Consider the following 17248-nt stretch of genomic DNA (forward strand, 5'->3'; position numbering starts at 1 on the left):
TGACCGTCTAGCGCTTTTATTACTTGATGTTTTCATAAAGAAGTCCTCTTTATGTCAACTTATTTCAGGATGGGACAAGAAGCAAAAAAAAAGCTAAGGATCAACCTTAGCTTTTTTTTGCTTCACTTGTATTCTTTAGTGATTTACAAACCGGCTAACAGTATGGATAACGCCACGAAGCTCGGCCAAGCCCTTCAAGCGCCCCACATAACTGTACCCAGGTTTAACACCTGCTTGATGTAATTCGTCCTCAAGTAAATGACCATGATCGGGGCGCATTGGGATAGACAAGTATTCTCCTCCGTCAGCAGCTTTATAACGACGTTTCTCTTCGTTTAGTAACGCTTCAACTAGACCTACCATATCATTATCACCGTCTAGATGGTCCGACTCGTAAAATGAACCATCAGCTTCACGGATCACGTTACGCAGGTGCACAAAATAAATTTTTTCACCGAAGTCGCGGGTCATTTGTACTAAGTTATTATCGCCTCTGGCACCATAAGAGCCGGCACACATCGTCAAGCCATTTGCTGGACTAGGGCATGCATCTAACAAAGCTTGTGCATCAGAAGCAGTAGAGACCACACGGGGTAAACCAAATAACGAAAAGGGTGGATCATCAGGATGAATACACATTTTCGCGCCTACTTCTTCGGCGGTGGGAATAATAGCCTGCAAAAACAAAAATAAATTTTGTCTAAAACCTTCTGTACCTAAATCAATAAATTGTTGAATGGCTGCACGGATACTATCACGGGTATAAGAGCCCTCGCCGCCAGGTAAACCAGCAATGATATTTTTCTCAAGTGCCTCACGCTCATCGTCATTCATATTCGAGAAGCGCAGCTCTGCTTTTTGTTTAACCTCATCAGAATAGCTCTCTACTGCACCAGCACGTTTGAGTAAATACATGTCGTAAGCGGCAAAATCGGTCATTTCAAACCGCAGTGCATGACTATTATTTGGTAAACGGTACATCAGGTTAGTGCGTGTCCAATCTACCACTGGCATAAAGTTATAACAGATGGTGTAAACGCCACAAGCTGCTGCATTTTTTATGGATTCTTTATAATTTTCAATAAGCTGGAGATAGTTTCCGGTCCGGGTTTTAATATCATTATGTACGGGAATACTTTCAATTACGGTCCAATCTAAACCAGCCTGCTCAATCATTCTCTTACGCTCAGCAATCGCTTCAACCGACCACACATCGCCTGTTTTCACCTCATGTAAAGAAGTGACTATGCCCGTCGCACCAGCCTGACGAATCTTTTGCAAACTAATCGAATCACTGGGTCCAAACCAACGCCATGTCTCAATCACGTAAATACCCTCCAGATAAATATAGAGCAGGCTAACTCCCCTGCACTAATGATAAACATTATGTTTTAGTTGAGTGAGTATACGGCAACAAAATTGGCTTGACCACATTTCAACAATAATTCTATGGCAATTTTTAACTGCCCTTTATTGGCATAACTGGCAATATATGGCCTTGTCATAGTGATAAGCAGGGGTAATTGCGCCTAAAATTGGCCTGACCAAAAGAGAAGCAAGTTATATTTTGGTTGATGACTGCGCCGGTTTTAGGGCAAGAGTATCCATAAGCACTGTCGTAGACTGGCTTTGATACCAATCATTTACCACTAAGGCCATATTTCTCACCCTTAATTGACCAAAATGGCGCTCTCGATTCTTCGCCAAAAACACCAGCAATTTATCAGGATCTTGTAAGCGCTGCTTAAACCTGAGCACGGTACTGTGTGCAGTTATTAAGGGATACCGCGCATCCATGCTGTGCGGTAAAGCACTTTTAGTAATGTGTTGGCGTAATTGGTCTCGTAACTGATTTAATGAATTATTACTGGGATAGCCGCACAACACGATACCGCTTTCAGACAAGGTTAAACCCGAAAACTCTATCGAAAATGGTGGCGTGTTTGCAACAATAGGCCGAATCAAGTCGATATAAGCGGCCTCATTTTCACCCGCTAATGTGTAATCCTCGATACAAGATAAAACCGACATCACCGTAACATGCAAATCGCTAGAAGGATAAGCGTACTGACCGGGCTCCACTTGACTAACCTCAGCTAAAAATTTCTGTATTGATTCACTTACAGGTGAGGTAATGCGGATCAGTAAAGTAATACCTCTTCGCGTGTCTGTTCTGCCGCTCAGGTATGGGTCGATTAATATCTCGTTGCGAGCAAGCAGAGGAGATGCGCCTTGCCACATATTGCGGTAAATCTGGGTAATCTCTTTATTTTCTGACATGTTCACACTCAGTAAAAAGTTCTTAGCCTGACTATTTGTCATAGTAAGGCGCTTTATTTAAAAAGCATATTCAAACAGTCACTCACTACAGAATTTGTTTGGTGTATTAACACCCATACCTAAGTATCACCTTGTAGATTTTTCAATCAATTTTAATAGGGTTTAATAGGTTCATCGAAACAGAGCAACTCAAACACTTTGTTTCAAACCTAAACCTAGCTACTTTACCTATTTGAGGAATTGACCATGTTGAAAATCGTTAAAACTTCTATCGCTTTAGCCGCCGCTTCTTTCATTGTTGCTGGTAATGCTCATGCTGATATCAACGAAGCACTACAAAACATCTGCACTATCGTGAAAGCTGACGATAAAGGCGAATTGCGTAAAAAAATGAAAATGGTCCAGTCTGACTACCGTTTACAATTACAAGATTATTACTCAGGGATTTCATGTGGCGGTCAAAGCTTAATTCGTACGGCCATGTTAAACGGCGCAGTAGAAACCGGCACCTTGATGGTTAAGAAAATGCCTAAAGGTGACTTAAGCTCTCCAGAAGCTGACGGTAAAACCGTGGTGGCTTGGGCAGCTGAAAACGGCTTAGATAGCTCACCTATCGTTGCCGCATTAAACGAAAGGATCTAACAACAGTTACGAGATTAGCGCCGCGAGTTGCAATCTGTAAACTGCGGCTGCGAGCCTCGCTACTGATTAACCATTCAACATGGTGGGTGAAGCGTAACACCTTCTCCTAAAAGAACGGCCTCAATTGGGGCCGTTTTTTTGTTTACTCTTGTGGCTGTGTCACTTTTTTACTAAACCAATGACTCACTGCCCCTCCAATCATCATCGCTATCGCTAAGCCAATAAAAATAGGGACTTGAATACTGAGTTCGTCAAGATTTTGGGCAATCCAGCTGCGGATAAATGGCAGAAATCCTATAGAAATTGCAATCACTACAGCACACGCAAAGGCAGCACGTTTTTTTGGCTCTGGATTGGCTCGACTGATCAAATGCACCCCAACAAAAAAACCAAGTAATACACCGATAGCGGTATACATCGGCCAGGTTTCTGAGCTTGTAAGAGCTTGGCTGAGCAAAGGAATTTCTCTTAAACCTTGGGGTAAACCCAATACCAATCCGGTAAATGCCCCAATAATCAGATCTTTGTTCACGTTCATCCAATAAGGTGCTTTCATTTATCTACTACTTCTCCAATCACGTAAGTCACTTCTCCAAGCGAATGGCTAATTAGACCTAGAAAACGAATAGTCAATATCCTATAAAAAATATAAGGTTAAAAGCTATTGGTTTTTATAATAATTAAATATTAATTAATAAAGTAAGCCAACAAGGTACTGCAGCCCCAATAAACGCTGCTTATGTGACAAAAAAGAATGAGTTATAACTAACAATACAAATTAATTTTGCATATAAATTAAACTTTTTACCTAAACTTGGCGTCATACTCTCTGACAGCGTAGTGAACTGTCATTTAAAATCCCTGGACCGCAAAGTCGTAAACAGCTTTGCGGTTTTTTTATGCCTTGAATTTATGGGACCAAGCAAATAAAAGCAGCAATATGCTTGTTGACGTTTTCAGGCTGTTCATGATGCAACCAGTGGCTCGCATCGGCAAATCGCTTAATCGCAAGGTCTGGCACATAGTCTTCTAGCCCGTTTAAAATAGCGTTTTCAAAGGCTTCATCCTGTTCGCCCCATAACACCAAAGTAGGAATAGTAATGCGTATGTTAGGTATTTTGACACTTTGCAACGCGGCTAAGCCGTCGCTTTCCCTAATGAGTGGCGGGTGCTGGGGCATCATGCGGTAATAAGCCAACATGCCCTCAACGGCTTGTGGTTGCTGCCATGCCGCTAAGTAGTTAGATTTTTCCTCCTCATTAAAAACAGCATAAGTGGTGCCAGCAAATACCATCTCCCTTAAAAATTCAAAATCATTCTTTTTGACCTGAGCGGGTCCATCTTTGGCTGTTAACTGGTGAATATAATGACTTTTTTGCTGCTGGCGGGGGTTGATGAACATTTCCCGAGTAAAGGTACTGGGATGGGCAGCATTGATAATAATCAGTTTAGTGAATAGCTGAGGATAAAACGCTACTAAGGGCCAGGCAATAGCACCGCCCCAATCATGGGCAACCAAGTACACGGGCTCATCCTGACGATGGGCTTGACACACTTCTTCAACAAACCGTGCCATAAAGGCAATGAGCTTTGGCAGTTGATAAAACGATGAGTCCAGAGGTTTATCACTCAAATTGTACCCTGGTAAATCTGGTGCGATTACCCGAAAGCCTTGAGAAAAATACTCGATTTGATGATGCCAACTGGCCCAATACTCTGGAAATCCATGAAGAAAAATAATGGTTCCACGAGGTTGAGGAGGGGTCGCTGCGACATAATGCAATTTCACCCCATCGATATCAATATATTGATGTTTCATTTAGCGTTCCTTGACACAAAAAAAAGGAAAAAAAAAGCGAATGACTCACAAATATTTGCCCGTCATTCGCCTTTACCTTTTAGCAATTTTTCAGCTAGTAGCGTCTAAAAAGCCAACCATTTCTAGCCTAAATAAAACATCTCTTGATCCATACTCATTAGGTTATCTGCGCCTGAATCCATTGATGAGACTAACGAACGAGTGCGGGTTAGCAAACGGTCAAAGTAGAACTTTGCTGTATGTAACTTCGCTTGGTAAAATGCTTCATCACCAACACTGTTGCTGTAGTCACCTGCGTCGATTTTCTCCTGCGCGGTAACCGCCATTTTTAACCAAAAATATCCAACAGTGACATAACCTGAATACATCAAGTAATCCACTGAAGCAGCACCTAATTCCTCTGGATTTTTAGCTGCGCGCTGCAAAATATCACCGGTGATTTGTGCCCACTCATCACAATGTTTATTGATCGAGTTAGACCACGCATTAAACTGGCTCTTGTCGCGAATACTTAAACAGTACTCCTTAATTTCTTGAATAAAGAGTTTGAGTAACTCACCGTTTGAACCGGCAACTTTACGGGCCAGTAAATCAATAGCTTGAATACCTGTGGTACCTTCATACATTGTACAAATACGAGTATCACGGGCTAGCTGCTCCATGCCCCACTCTTTGATAAAGCCATGACCGCCGTATACTTGCATACCATAACTGGTTGTTTCTTGAGCAGTTTCTGTTAAAAACGCTTTTAAGATGGGCGTTAACAAAGCGAGTTTACCCTCACCCACTTGTTTAGCTTTCTCGTCATCTGAATACAAACCCACGTCCACTAACTTCATACAGTAAAGCGCCATTGCACGCTCACCTTCACGCAAGGCCTTTTGCGTTAACAACATACGACGAACATCTGGGTGATGGATAATAGGATCAGCCGGGCCGCTTGGATTTTTTACGCCCGATACAGAACGGAACTGCAAACGATCTTTGGCATAGCTTAACGCACCTTGGAAAGCCGCCTCTGTTGCTGCTAAGCCCTCTAAACCAGTACCGATACGCGCCATGTTCATGAACGTAAACATGCAGTTTAAACCACGGTTTTCGGTACCGATTAAATAGCCTTTAGCGCCATCAAAATTGATCACACACGTGGCGCTGGCTTTGATCCCCATTTTATGTTCAATCGAACCACAGGCCACCGCATTGCGCTCGAGCTTTTCACCATTTGGACCTGCGTTAAACTTAGGTACCACAAACAATGAAATGCCTTTTGTACCGCTAGGTGCGTCAGGTAAACGCGCGATCACAATGTGCACAATGTTTTCTGAAAAATCATGCTCACCTGCAGAGATGAAAATCTTTGTCCCTGTGATGCTATAAGAGCCATCGCCATTTGGAACTGCTTTGGTTTTCAACATGCCCAAATCGGAACCACAGTGAGACTCAGTTAAACACATGGTGCCAGTCCACTTTCCTGATACCAAGTTAGTTAAATATTGTTTTTTCTGTTCTTCACTGCCGTGTGCTTTCAAGGTTTCCATGCAGCCATGGCTTAAACCGGGGTACATAGCCCAGCTATGATTGGCGCCAGAAAACCACTCAGCGATGATTGAGCCTAAAGAGTAAGGCAGAGCTTGGCCGCCAAATTCTTCGGGCTGAGTCATTGAAGGCCAACCACCATCAACATACTGTTGATACGCTTCTTTAAATCCTGCGGGAGTGGTCACAACACCGTCTTTCCACACACAGCCTTCTTCGTCACCACTGGCATTAATCGGCGCCAACACGTTTTCAGTAAATTTAGCCGCCTCAGAAAAAATCGCTTCAACCATATCGGGCGATGCGTCATCAAACCCATGCTCAGCATAATGTTTATCAAAACCAAGCAACTCGTTCATCACGAATAGTGCGTCTTTTTGTGGGGCTTTATAACCTTGCATAAACTACCTCTTATGTTCTTTTACTTATAAAAGCTGATAGGGGTTTATCAACTAATCATTTCATTGTGCTTTTTATTTCAAGCGAGCAGCGACTAGAAAACTTCAAATAAACCCGCTGCGCCCATACCACCGCCAATACACATAGTACACACCACGTACTTGGCTCCACGGCGTTTACCTTCAATTAAGGCATGACCTACCATTCTGGCACCGCTCATTCCGTATGGATGGCCAATAGAAATAGCTCCACCATTTACATTGAGCAACTCGTCAGGAATACCCAATTTGTCACGGCAATACAACACTTGCACAGCAAAGGCTTCGTTTAGTTCCCACAAACCAATATCGTTCATGGTTAAGCCGTGTTGCTTTAATAGTTTAGGAATAGCAAACACGGGGCCAATGCCCATTTCATCAGGTTCACAACCCGCGACAGCAATACCACGGTAGGCACCTAAGGGCGTCAAGTTTGATTGTTCAGCCAATTTGCCGTCCATAATGACACAAGCAGAAGCACCGTCAGACAATTGACTGGCATTACCCGCAGTGATCACACCACCTTCGATAACAGGTTTTAAACCCTGCAAGCCTGCTAAGGTAGTATCAGCGCGATTACCTTCGTCCTTACTCAGAGTGACTTCTTTGAAACTTTCTTCTTTGGTCTCTTTATTAAAGATCACTTGAGTAGCGGTGACTGGCACAATTTCATCGTCAAATTTTCCTGCTGCTTGGCCAGCTGCAGTGCGCATTTGGCTTCGTAAAGCATATTCATCTTGCAGCTCACGGCTAATACCGTAGCGTTTCGCCACAATTTCTGCCGTCTGTAACATCGGCATATAAATATCTCTGTGCTTTTTCACTAATGCAGGATCAACCATTCTGTGGGTATTCATGCTTTTGTTTTGCACCAAGCTGATAGAGTCTAAGCCACCGGCTACCATAATAGGCACATTGTCGGTAATGATGTGTTTTGCTGCTGTGGCAATGGCATACATACCTGAGCTGCATTGACGGTCTAAGGTCATTCCTGAAACAGAAACGGGTAAGTCACCTGCTAATGCAGCCAATCGACCTATATTCATACCGCCGCTGCCTTGAGTTAACGCACTGCCCATGATGACATCATCAACACTGGCAGGATCAACACCGGCACGTTTAACGGCTTCGCGAATAGCGTGACCACCAAGGCTTGGTGCCTCTAAATTATTAAAAGCCCCTTTATAAGCGCGGCCAATCGGCGTTCTGGCAGTTGAGACAATTACAGCTTCTTTCATAATATTTACTCTTATTTTATTACCAAGCTAACTGATTAACTTAGCGTAGGTTAACATTCTAAAATTGGATTACAGATCAGAAAAGCGTTTGCCTTGCTCTGCTAATTTTTTCAACAATGGCGCAGGTTTAAACCAGTTTTTACCATGTTCACCCAGTTCGTCACGGTATTTACACATTGCGTCGTAAACGGTTTTTAAACCAATTTCATCGGCGTATTGCATAGGACCACCGCGATATACAGGAAAGCCATATCCGTAAACGTAAATAACATCAATATCACTGGATTTTGCTGCTATGCCCTCTTCTAAAATAAGTGCGCCTTCGTTTATCAAAGGGAAAATAATGCGTTCAAGGATCTCTTGGTCACTGATATTGCGTTGCTCAACCCCTAAACGCTCTGCTTCTTGTTTGGCTATTTCTGTTACTGCAGGATCTGGAATGGGTACACGGCTTCCTTCAGCATATAAGTAGGCGCCCTTACCTGCTTTTAAACCCACTCGGCCTTGTTCAACCAAACGGTCAGCAATGACGCAGTAAGAGGGGTCATGTTTAATAAACTCTTGACGAGACTGACGCACAAAATAACCAATATCCTGACCGGCCATGTCACCCATAGTGAAGGGCCCCATTGGCATACCAAAATCGTAAATTACCTTATCGACATGCTCAGGATTGGCGCCTTCAAGCATTAGTCTATTGGCTTCACGGCCATAAGATTCGATCATGCGGTTACCTACAAAACCAAAACACACACCCACTAACACCGCGACTTTATTAATTTTCTTCGCCATCATCATGGTGGTTTTTATCACATCCGCTGAGGTCTTTTCACCTTTCACGACCTCAAGTAGTTTCATCACATTGGCAGGGCTGAAAAAGTGCAAACCAATGACATCTTGAGGGCGTGTAGTGGCCGCAGCAATTTCATCTAAATCCAAAGTAGAGGTGTTAGATGCTAAGATGGCGCCAGGCTTGCAAACCGCATCCAGTGACTTAAATACCGCTTGTTTCACTGACATTTTTTCAAACACTGCTTCAATCACTAAATCAACATCAGACAAATCATCATAGCTTGTTGAACCACCCAATAACGCCATCCGCTCTTCAACTTGGGCTAAGCTTAACTTGCCTTTTTTCGCTGAATTTTCATAATTTTTACGAATAAGGGCCAGGCCTTTATCCAAAGCGTCTTGTTTCAGCTCAAGCATCGTGACCGGAATACCCGCATTCGCAAAATTCATCGCAATACCGCCACCCATGGTACCAGCACCGATAATACCAACTTTACGGATGTCTCTGGTGGGCGTAGTTTTGTCGTAATCTTTTACGTGTGATGCTGCACGCTCGGCAAAAAAGAAATGTTGTTGGGCTCGGGCTTCTTTGGAGGCCATGCACTCCATGAACAACTCGCCTTCGCGATCTAGACCTTGTAAAAATGGTAGGCTTACCGCAGCTTCGACAGCTTGTATACAGCGTTCAGGGGCAAAAAAACCTCTGGCCTGTTTAGCGATTCCTTGACGATATTGTGTAAACAACTCAGCGGGAGCTGTATTGGGATCGATAGTTACTTCACTGGTTCGTTTGATGATGGCGCCATCGTTAATCACTTTGTTGCAAAATGCCATGGCTTCATTTAATAACGATTCAGCTTGCTCGACCACTAAATCAAATACCCCTGGTAATTTTTTAGCAGCAACCGGGCGACCAGACACTATCATGTCTAAGGCTTGGGCCACACCCGCTAAACGAGGTAATCGTTGGGTCCCTCCCGCGCCGGGTAAAATACCCAAATTAACTTCAGGTAATCCCACTTTGTTAGCGGCAAAGGTGACACGATAATGACACGACAATGCCACTTCTAAGCCACCACCAAACGCAGGGCCGTTTAATACAGCAATCACGGGCTTACTGGCGTTTTCAATTAAATCTAATACTTTGGGTAGAGGCGGCTCGAAATCACCACCTGAAAATTCGCTGATATCAGCGCCCCCCGAAAACAAGGTTTGTTTAGACGAAATAACAATCGCTGCGACAGAATCGTCAGATAGGGCTTGTTCAATTGCGGCTATTAATCCTACGCGCACTGATTTAGATAAGGCGTTAACCGGTGGATTTTGCATCCAAACTAAAGCTACGTTCTTATTATTACCCTGCTCCAGTACTTCGTAAGCAACGGCTTGCATTGAATTTTGTGTCATAAACAGCTCCAACCAGATCATATTAAGTGCAGTGATACTAGGTCAGCATAGCCAATCATCCAAATTTATTGGTTTTATGTAGACATATAATGATGAGTTATAGCTAAGCCCCATCCTTGTATTCATTAAACTCATACTGATTTATCAGTGTACGCAAGTTGACTTTAACTACGCCATTTGATGTTCTAAGCGCGAAACAAGTTTTTTACATTAATTTCACAATAGGGTTTATTTTGCACTATTTAACCACTCCAGCAGTTTGTTTTGCCGATGTACCTGACTACAGGTTTGCGGAGCATTATATAAAGGTAAGTGATCAAGAAGGCGAATGGTTGCATCTGCATTACGTAGATGAAGGCCCCTGTGACGGCGAAATTATATTAATGTTGCATGGCGAGCCAAGTTGGAGTTTTTTGTACCGAAAAATGATTACCCAGATGGCGAGTCAAGGCTACCGTGTTATTGCCCCTGATTTAATTGGTTTTGGTAAGTCAGATAAACCCACGCAACAATCAGACTATACCTATCAACGCCATGTCGATTGGATCAGAGCCCTACTTATTAAATTAAAACTAAGTAGCATCACTTTGGTTTGTCAAGATTGGGGCGGCTTGATTGGTTTAAGACTTGTGGCTGAGCACCCAACATTATTTGCCCGAGTACTCGCCGCGAATACCATGTTACCCACCGGTGATCACCCCGCTAGTGAAGCATTTTTACAATGGAAGGCCTTTTCGCAACAAGTCGAGATTTTTCCGGTCGCAGGCATTATCAAAGGTGCAACGGTGACAGAGCTCAGTAAAGAAACCCTAGCGGCTTACGACGCGCCTTACCCCGACGAACGCTATAAAGCGGGTGTGCGACAGTTTCCTTTATTAGTACCTGTAACACCAGACGATCCAGCGAGTGCCGCTAACAGAGCTGCGTGGCAGGTGCTACAGCAATTTACTAAACCTTTTATCACCGCCTTTAGTGACAGTGATCCTATTACTGCTGGTGGCGATAAAATTTTGCAAAAGTTGATCCCTGGCTGTGCGGGACAAGCCCATACCACGATTAATAACGGCGGACATTTTCTTCAAGAGGATCAGGCTGATTCACTGAGTCAAGTTTTGCTGATGTTCATCCTAGCCAATCCGCTCAATATACAATAAAAACCAATATAGAAGGACTTCCAAATGGATGAGTTACTCGATTTTACTGGGCAAGTAGCCCTCATTACTGGCGCGGGCAGCGGCTTTGGGCGTTTATTGACCTTGGGTCTAGCAAAACGCGGTTGTCGCCTCGTTATCAGTGATATTAACGAAGCCAATCTAGCGCAAACGGTTGCATTGACCTCAGATAATAAAGAAAACATTGTGAGTCAAATTTGCGATGTCGCCAATGAACTCGATTGTAAAGCCATGGTAGACAGCGCAATGCAACACTTTGGCCGAGTAGATATCGCGGTAAATAACGCTGGTATCGCACACGAAATGGCCCCCTTACATTTATTGACAGCTCAAACCATGGATAAACAGTGGGACGTCAACGTGAAGGGTGTGCTCTTTGGAATGAAGTATCAGATTGATGCAATGATGGCCCAAGGCTCTGGTCATATTCTGAACGTTAGCTCAATGGCCGGTATTGGCGGGGCACCAAAAGGCGGGGCATATGCTGCGGCTAAACATGCGGTAGCAGGACTAACTAAAACTGCAGCCATTGAATACGCCAGAAAAGGGATACGCTGTAACGCTATTTGTCCTTTTTACAGTCCTACCGCTATATTGAAAGGCCATGACTCTCCAGAAAGCCAGGCACAACTTGCCCGTGGCACACCCATAAAACGTCTAGCACAACCACAGGAAATCGTTAACACCATGCTACTGATGTTATCTCCGGGTAACTCGTATATGAATGGACAAACCATCGCCGTAGATGGTGGTGTATCAGCGTGGTAATAAGCGCCTATTTAACACAGCGACCTGCAGACAAGGTCTTGTATTTTTCAACATTATAAATATTTAAAAAGGATAAAATGATGCAAGCATTGATGATGAATTCACAATTGATGATTTCTTCGATTTTAGTTCATGCTGAGCGCAACTTTCCAGAGACTGAAATTGTGTCGGTTACCGCTGATGAACCACTTCATCGCTATACCTACCAAGACTTCGCTGCACGTTCACGCAAATTGGCTAATGCGCTTGAGAAGTTGGGTGCCAAATTTGGTGACCGAATCGGCACGTTAGCCTGGAACGATTACCGGCATTTAGAGCTTTACTATGCAGTTTCAGGCAGTGGTATGGTATGCCACACCATCAATCCAAAACTTTTTCCAGACCAAATCGCCTACATTATAAAGCACGCACAAGACAAACTGTTGTTTGTTGATGTATTGGTTATGCCCCTCCTTGAAGCATTGAAGCCACACTTATCAGAGGTAAGCGGCTTTATTGTGATGACTGACAAAGCGCATATGCCACAAACCAGCTTAGAAAATGTATGGTGTTATGAAGAACTAATAGCAGAGCAATCAGACGTATTTACTTGGCCTCATTTTGACGAAAATACCGCAAGTAGTATGTGTTACACCTCTGGCACAACAGGCAATCCAAAAGGCGTTGTTTACAGCCATCGTTCGACTCTATTGCACGCTTTAGGCGGCTCTTTACCTGATGTCACAAATGCTTCTACCCATGAAACCATTATGCCTGTCGTTCCCATGTTTCATGTTAATGCTTGGGGTATCCCCTACGCGGGTATCATGGCGGGATCTAAATTAGTATTGCCTGGGCCCAAAATGGCAGACGGTGAAACCTTACAATTTTTGATTGCAAACGAAGGGATTACCTATAGTTCTGGCGTACCCACTATTTGGTTGGCCTTGTTGGATTATTTGGATAAATCTAAAACAAAAGTCCATAAATTAAGCCGAGTAACGGTAGGTGGAGCCGCATGTCCGCGCAGCATCATCGAGCGTTTTAAAGCCTATGGTACAACCGTAGTTCAGGGCTGGGGGATGACAGAAACCAGTCCTTTAGGCACCGTATTTTGTTTAAAACGTGGTATGGAAGATTTAAGCGATAGTGAACTGGTGGATTTGCAATGTAAACAAGGTCGTGGAGTATTTGGCATTGAAATGCGCATTGTCGATGAAAATAACCAAGAACTGCCTTGGGATGGTGTTGCTTTTGGCGCACTTAAAGTTCGCGGACCTTGGGTGGCGAGTGGTTATTACGGCATGTCACAAGAGCCTGGAACCGAAGGGTGCCCAGTAGATGAACATGGCTGGTTTGAGACAGGGGATGTGGCTACTATCGATCCCAATGGATTTATGCAAATAACCGATCGCACTAAAGATGTCATTAAATCGGGTGGCGAATGGGTCAGTTCGATTGAAATAGAAAACGCGGCCCTAAGTCATCCCAAGATAGCTGAAGCGGCAGCGATAGGGCGCTATCATCCGAAATGGACAGAACGTCCTCTACTAGTCGCTATTTTGGCGGAGGGTGTGGAAGCCACTGCCAGTGAGATTATTGCATTTTTGAGTCAAACACTACATAAGTGGTCATTGCCTGACGACGTCGTATTTGTAAAAGAATTGCCCCACACCGCTACCGGTAAATTAAATAAATTAGCCCTTAGAAAAACCTTCGAGGATTATCAATTTCCTGAAAGTCATTAACTCCTGACGACATACATCGACCCTCGTTCATGGGTCGTTGTATGTCTTTCATTCCACTTATTGACATATTTTTTAACGCTTTAAAACTTGCTTTTGACCCTCATTAAATTACTGTTCAGCGCTTTTTTCTTAAAATTATAAACAAGGATACCTTATGACGTTTTTTCGTATGCGTTTTTGGTTCTCGTTGATGTGCTTACTATCATCGACTGCCATGGCTCAAGAGACGAATTTTCGACTCACCGACAAAGTTACCCCCACGTTCCAACAAATCAGTCTAAAAATTGATCCCGATTCGCCTTCGTTCAGTGGCGAGACCACCATCACGATCAATGTTAATGAAGCGACCGATACCATTGAGTTTTATCAATTAGACCTTAACATCATTAAAGCCGAGTTATTGGATGGTGCGACCACCATACCGTTAACGGTTAGCGCTCATGCCTACGATATTCAGCATGCCAAAGCGGAAAAGGGCCTAGAGCCTAAGTTATACAAATTGCATATCGTGTTTGATGGCAAAGTCAACACCACCTCTGATGGCATGTATTTATCTAAGTTTGAAGACAACAACTACATCTTTACCCAATTTGAAGATATGCACGCCAGAAGAGCGTTTCCGAGCTTTGATGAACCCGCATTTAAAATATCTTATCAAATGACCATCACTGCCCCAGAAAAACTCACGGTACTCTCTAATACCTTGGTGAATAAACGCCGGGTAAAAGAAGGCTGGCAAACGGTTGAATTTAACTTAACCAAGCCAATGCCTTCCTACATCATTGCGTTTGCAGTGGGTGAGTTTGACTCCGCAGAAATCCCTGATCTGAAAGTCCCGGGTAAAATATACACACCAAAAGGCCAAGCGGGCCGCACTAAATTTGCCGCCAAACATACGGCGGGCATTCTAGCCAGTTTAGAAAATTATTTTGGTAGCCCCTACCCTTTTGAAAAGCTCGATTTTATCGCAGTGCCTAATTTTACCCATGGAGCGATGGAAAATGCGGGCTTAGTGACCTACCGCAGTAGCCTATTATTGTTGGACGACGAGCCCCGTTTAACTGAACAACGTAGTCCTTTAAATGTTATCGCTCACGAGCTTGCTCACATGTGGTACGGCAACCTTGTCACCATGGCGTGGTGGGATGACCTTTGGCTGAACGAAGCCTTTGCCTCTTGGATGGCCTCCAAAGTCATGATGGAGCTTTATCCTGAGCAAAACTTTCAAGCAGCTTTAGTACAAGAGGGCGCCTTTGGCGCTGACTCAAGCCCCACTGTAAAGCCAGTTAAAAAGATTGTAAAAAGTCAAACAGATGTGATGGACGGTTTAGGCCTCAATTACAGCAAGGGTGAATCGATCTTAACCCTGATTGAATCTTTAGTTGGTGAAAAAGCCTTTCAAAAAGGCGTACAAACTTACATGAAAAATAATGCATGGGGTAACGCAGAAGCCGATGATTTGTGGGCTGTTTTGTCTGATGTTGCTGATTTTGATGTGCCCGCGCTGATGAAAACCTATCTTGAACAACCCGCTTATCCTTTGGTAACGTTTGATAGCAGTGGCAAAATACAACAAAGTCGTTTTCACTTGTTAGGCGCTAACGTCACGCCACAAACTTGGACCGTTCCTTTAGCCATTAGTTACAAGAAAAACGGCAAAATTCAGCGCACCCAGTTATTTTTAAAAGACAAAAGCGCCGTAATTGCTGAACTGAGTGAAGCAGATTGGATATTCCCTAATGACAACGCTATGGGCTATATGCGCTGGAAGATACCCGCCAAACAGCTCAGTGCCTTACTGAGTGATATCAACTCATTAAACGCCAGAGAAAGAAAAAATGTGTTGTACAACACTGATGCTTTATTTGCCGCCGGTGAAATTGACCTCGCTCAATATATGCAAGTACTTGATGTGTTGGCAACAGACACTGACCCTGTAGTTGCCAGCTCGGTAGTAAGTTCAATGAACGATCTGACTTACCTCGTTGATAAAGATAATGAAGCAATGTTTGGCAAATTTGCAGCTCAAAAGCTGCTCAATTGGTTTGACCGTTTAGGTGTTGAAGAACAGACTGCCGACACGACCGATGTGAGCCGTTTGCGCAATGCAGTATACGGCGTACTCGCCCGTTATTCTAACGATACCAAAGTTAACAAGGTCAGCTTAGACTTAGCACAACAGTTTCTAGACGAGCCTAGTAGTGTACCCAGAGGTATCGCCTCTGTTGCACTACGTAATGCGGTAAGAAATGGCGATTCAAGCTGGTTTGAAAAACTAGAAGCGGCTTATCTACAACACACAGATGCCAATATTCGCGGCACTTTACGCAGCGCCATGGTCTTTCCACAAAACGAAAATGTGCTTAAAACCTTGGATTTTGCTCTAAGCGATACAGTCAGCCCTGCTAATGTCATTAGCTTTGTGGCAAGAGCAGATAGCGCTTTGGATAATCATGACTTGCTGTATACCTGGTTAGAAACCAACTTCGCTGTGTTAGTCAAAAAAATGCCTGCCTATCACGTAGCGCGTTTACCCGAATATGCATCAACGTCTTGCAGTCAGCATGATTTGGACCTAAGCACTCAATTTTATGCTGAGCGTAAAAAAGATATCGATGGCATGCAAAGAAGCTTTGATATTTCAAAAGCCAGTACTGAGCAATGTATTGCCCTTAAATCAGCAAACCAAGGCGCTTTTAACGACTACTTAAAACGAGCCGTTCGTTAAGTTAGTCATCAACGATGAAATACAAGAGACCCACCTGGGTCTCTTTTTTTATGCCTAAAATTTTATTTAAGGAAAATGGAGCTAATAAATTTTACTGAAAACTGTTTAGTTGTTTTAAATTTAAGTGGCCGTAGGAAAACCAAAGAAAGTGAACTTAAGAAACGCAAAAAATATGTTTTATACTTTTATAGAGACTTAAAATAGATCCCTAATCACATCCTATGACTGAGATAACACGGCTGATAGTTGACTCGCGACGTAATGAAAATAGTTTTTTAACGGCTGGATCAGCGATGAATGCCACTAAATTTGAATTATTCTCAAATTCAATCAATACCACTTGTTCTGGGCACCAATCCCCTTCAATACTATTTGGCAGCCCCCCTTTGACCAAATACCTGCCCTGATATTTTTCCACAAACTCAGGAATACGATGCAGATATACCGCAAATACTTCGGTATCCCTCACATATATTTCAGCAATTAAATACACTTTTATTGTTTATGGCCTTATTTACTTGTGACTCTGTTAATTCTGTCTAACACAATTTATTTCAGACTCTTTGTTTTAACCAGAGCGGTTATTAAAACCCATACCTAAGTATCACCTTGTAGATTTTTTAAACAGCCTTAATGGGCTTTAATAGCCTCATCGAAACGGAGCAACTCAAACACTTTGTTTTAAACTTAAACCTAACTACT

General features: G+C 43.3%; 13 protein-coding genes. 5 read left to right on the forward strand and 8 right to left on the reverse strand.

From position 1 onward, the window contains the following. Positions 1-135: 135 nt before the first annotated feature. Positions 136-1326, reverse strand: coding sequence for a mannonate dehydratase (gene uxuA / locus ACEN2L_RS19465; RefSeq protein ID WP_441745781.1), 1191 nt, complete (start codon positions 1324-1326; stop codon positions 136-138). 234 nt (positions 1327-1560) lie between these two features. Further along, positions 1561-2322, reverse strand: coding sequence for a 2'-5' RNA ligase family protein (locus ACEN2L_RS19470; RefSeq protein ID WP_441745782.1), 762 nt, complete (start codon positions 2320-2322; stop codon positions 1561-1563). A 204-nt stretch (positions 2323-2526) separates the two neighbouring features. On the opposite strand from ACEN2L_RS19470, the gene ACEN2L_RS19475 reads away from it, so the two are divergent. Then, entirely contained in the window at positions 2527-2922 is a 396-nt protein-coding gene (locus tag ACEN2L_RS19475) for a DUF3718 domain-containing protein (RefSeq protein WP_441745341.1), read from the forward strand. Between the two features lie 142 nt (positions 2923-3064). Here the strand turns inward: ACEN2L_RS19475 and ACEN2L_RS19480 are convergent, their stop codons facing one another. The 5 genes from ACEN2L_RS19480 to ACEN2L_RS19500 all read right to left on the reverse strand — a co-directional run bounded on the left by ACEN2L_RS19480 (position 3065) and on the right by ACEN2L_RS19500 (position 10151). Continuing rightward, positions 3065-3478 (reverse strand): hypothetical protein, encoded by a 414-nt coding sequence (locus ACEN2L_RS19480; protein WP_306022261.1) that lies wholly within the window; start codon positions 3476-3478, stop codon positions 3065-3067. 354 nt (positions 3479-3832) lie between these two features. Next, on the reverse strand, positions 3833-4741 hold the full coding sequence (locus ACEN2L_RS19485) for an alpha/beta fold hydrolase (RefSeq protein ID WP_441745783.1): 909 nt from the start codon (positions 4739-4741) through the stop codon (positions 3833-3835). Positions 4742-4863: 122 nt separating this feature from the next. Further along, positions 4864-6678 carry an acyl-CoA dehydrogenase C-terminal domain-containing protein gene (locus ACEN2L_RS19490; protein WP_441745784.1) on the reverse strand — a complete coding sequence of 605 codons (1815 nt, stop codon included), beginning with the start codon at positions 6676-6678 and terminating at the stop codon, positions 4864-4866. A 92-nt stretch (positions 6679-6770) separates the two neighbouring features. Next, positions 6771-7952, reverse strand: a complete 1182-nt coding sequence (locus ACEN2L_RS19495) for an acetyl-CoA C-acyltransferase (RefSeq protein WP_441745785.1) — start codon at positions 7950-7952, stop codon at positions 6771-6773. A 69-nt stretch (positions 7953-8021) separates the two neighbouring features. Continuing rightward, complete coding sequence (locus ACEN2L_RS19500) at positions 8022-10151, reverse strand: 3-hydroxyacyl-CoA dehydrogenase NAD-binding domain-containing protein (protein WP_441745786.1); 2130 nt, start codon at positions 10149-10151, stop codon at positions 8022-8024. Between the two features lie 233 nt (positions 10152-10384). Between ACEN2L_RS19500 and ACEN2L_RS19505 the strand changes: the two genes are divergently transcribed. The 4 genes from ACEN2L_RS19505 (at position 10385) to ACEN2L_RS19520 (ending at position 16546) form a co-directional block, all read left to right on the forward strand. Continuing rightward, on the forward strand, positions 10385-11305 hold the full coding sequence (locus ACEN2L_RS19505; RefSeq protein WP_441745787.1) for a haloalkane dehalogenase: 921 nt from the start codon (positions 10385-10387) through the stop codon (positions 11303-11305). 24 nt (positions 11306-11329) lie between these two features. Continuing rightward, complete coding sequence (locus ACEN2L_RS19510; RefSeq protein ID WP_306022267.1) at positions 11330-12091, forward strand: SDR family NAD(P)-dependent oxidoreductase; 762 nt, start codon at positions 11330-11332, stop codon at positions 12089-12091. 77 nt (positions 12092-12168) lie between these two features. Next, positions 12169-13818, forward strand: coding sequence for a long-chain-fatty-acid--CoA ligase (locus ACEN2L_RS19515; RefSeq protein WP_441745788.1), 1650 nt, complete (start codon positions 12169-12171; stop codon positions 13816-13818). Between the two features lie 154 nt (positions 13819-13972). Further along, on the forward strand, positions 13973-16546 hold the full coding sequence (locus ACEN2L_RS19520; RefSeq protein ID WP_441745789.1) for a M1 family metallopeptidase: 2574 nt from the start codon (positions 13973-13975) through the stop codon (positions 16544-16546). A 208-nt stretch (positions 16547-16754) separates the two neighbouring features. On the opposite strand, the gene ACEN2L_RS19525 is transcribed toward ACEN2L_RS19520, so the two are convergent. Further along, positions 16755-17039 (reverse strand): DUF1330 domain-containing protein, encoded by a 285-nt coding sequence (locus ACEN2L_RS19525; RefSeq protein WP_441745790.1) that lies wholly within the window; start codon positions 17037-17039, stop codon positions 16755-16757. Between the last annotated feature and the right edge of the window lie 209 nt (positions 17040-17248).

It is taken from the genome of Flavobacterium sp. W21_SRS_FM6, assembly GCF_052119645.1.
Lineage (GTDB): Bacteria > Pseudomonadota > Gammaproteobacteria > Enterobacterales > Alteromonadaceae > Paraglaciecola.

Coding starts and splice junctions, on each gene's coding strand:
- ACEN2L_RS19470 (WP_441745782.1), bottom strand. CDS start 2,322: ATGACAAATAGTCAGGCTAAGAACTTTTTACTGAGTGTGAACATGTCA.
- ACEN2L_RS19475 (WP_441745341.1), top strand. CDS start 2,527: ATGTTGAAAATCGTTAAAACTTCTATCGCTTTAGCCGCCGCTTCTTTC.
- ACEN2L_RS19480 (WP_306022261.1), bottom strand. CDS start 3,478: ATGAAAGCACCTTATTGGATGAACGTGAACAAAGATCTGATTATTGGG.
- ACEN2L_RS19485 (WP_441745783.1), bottom strand. CDS start 4,741: ATGAAACATCAATATATTGATATCGATGGGGTGAAATTGCATTATGTC.
- ACEN2L_RS19490 (WP_441745784.1), bottom strand. CDS start 6,678: ATGCAAGGTTATAAAGCCCCACAAAAAGACGCACTATTCGTGATGAAC.
- ACEN2L_RS19495 (WP_441745785.1), bottom strand. CDS start 7,952: ATGAAAGAAGCTGTAATTGTCTCAACTGCCAGAACGCCGATTGGCCGC.
- ACEN2L_RS19500 (WP_441745786.1), bottom strand. CDS start 10,151: ATGACACAAAATTCAATGCAAGCCGTTGCTTACGAAGTACTGGAGCAG.
- ACEN2L_RS19510 (WP_306022267.1), top strand. CDS start 11,330: ATGGATGAGTTACTCGATTTTACTGGGCAAGTAGCCCTCATTACTGGC.
- ACEN2L_RS19515 (WP_441745788.1), top strand. CDS start 12,169: ATGATGCAAGCATTGATGATGAATTCACAATTGATGATTTCTTCGATT.
- ACEN2L_RS19520 (WP_441745789.1), top strand. CDS start 13,973: ATGACGTTTTTTCGTATGCGTTTTTGGTTCTCGTTGATGTGCTTACTA.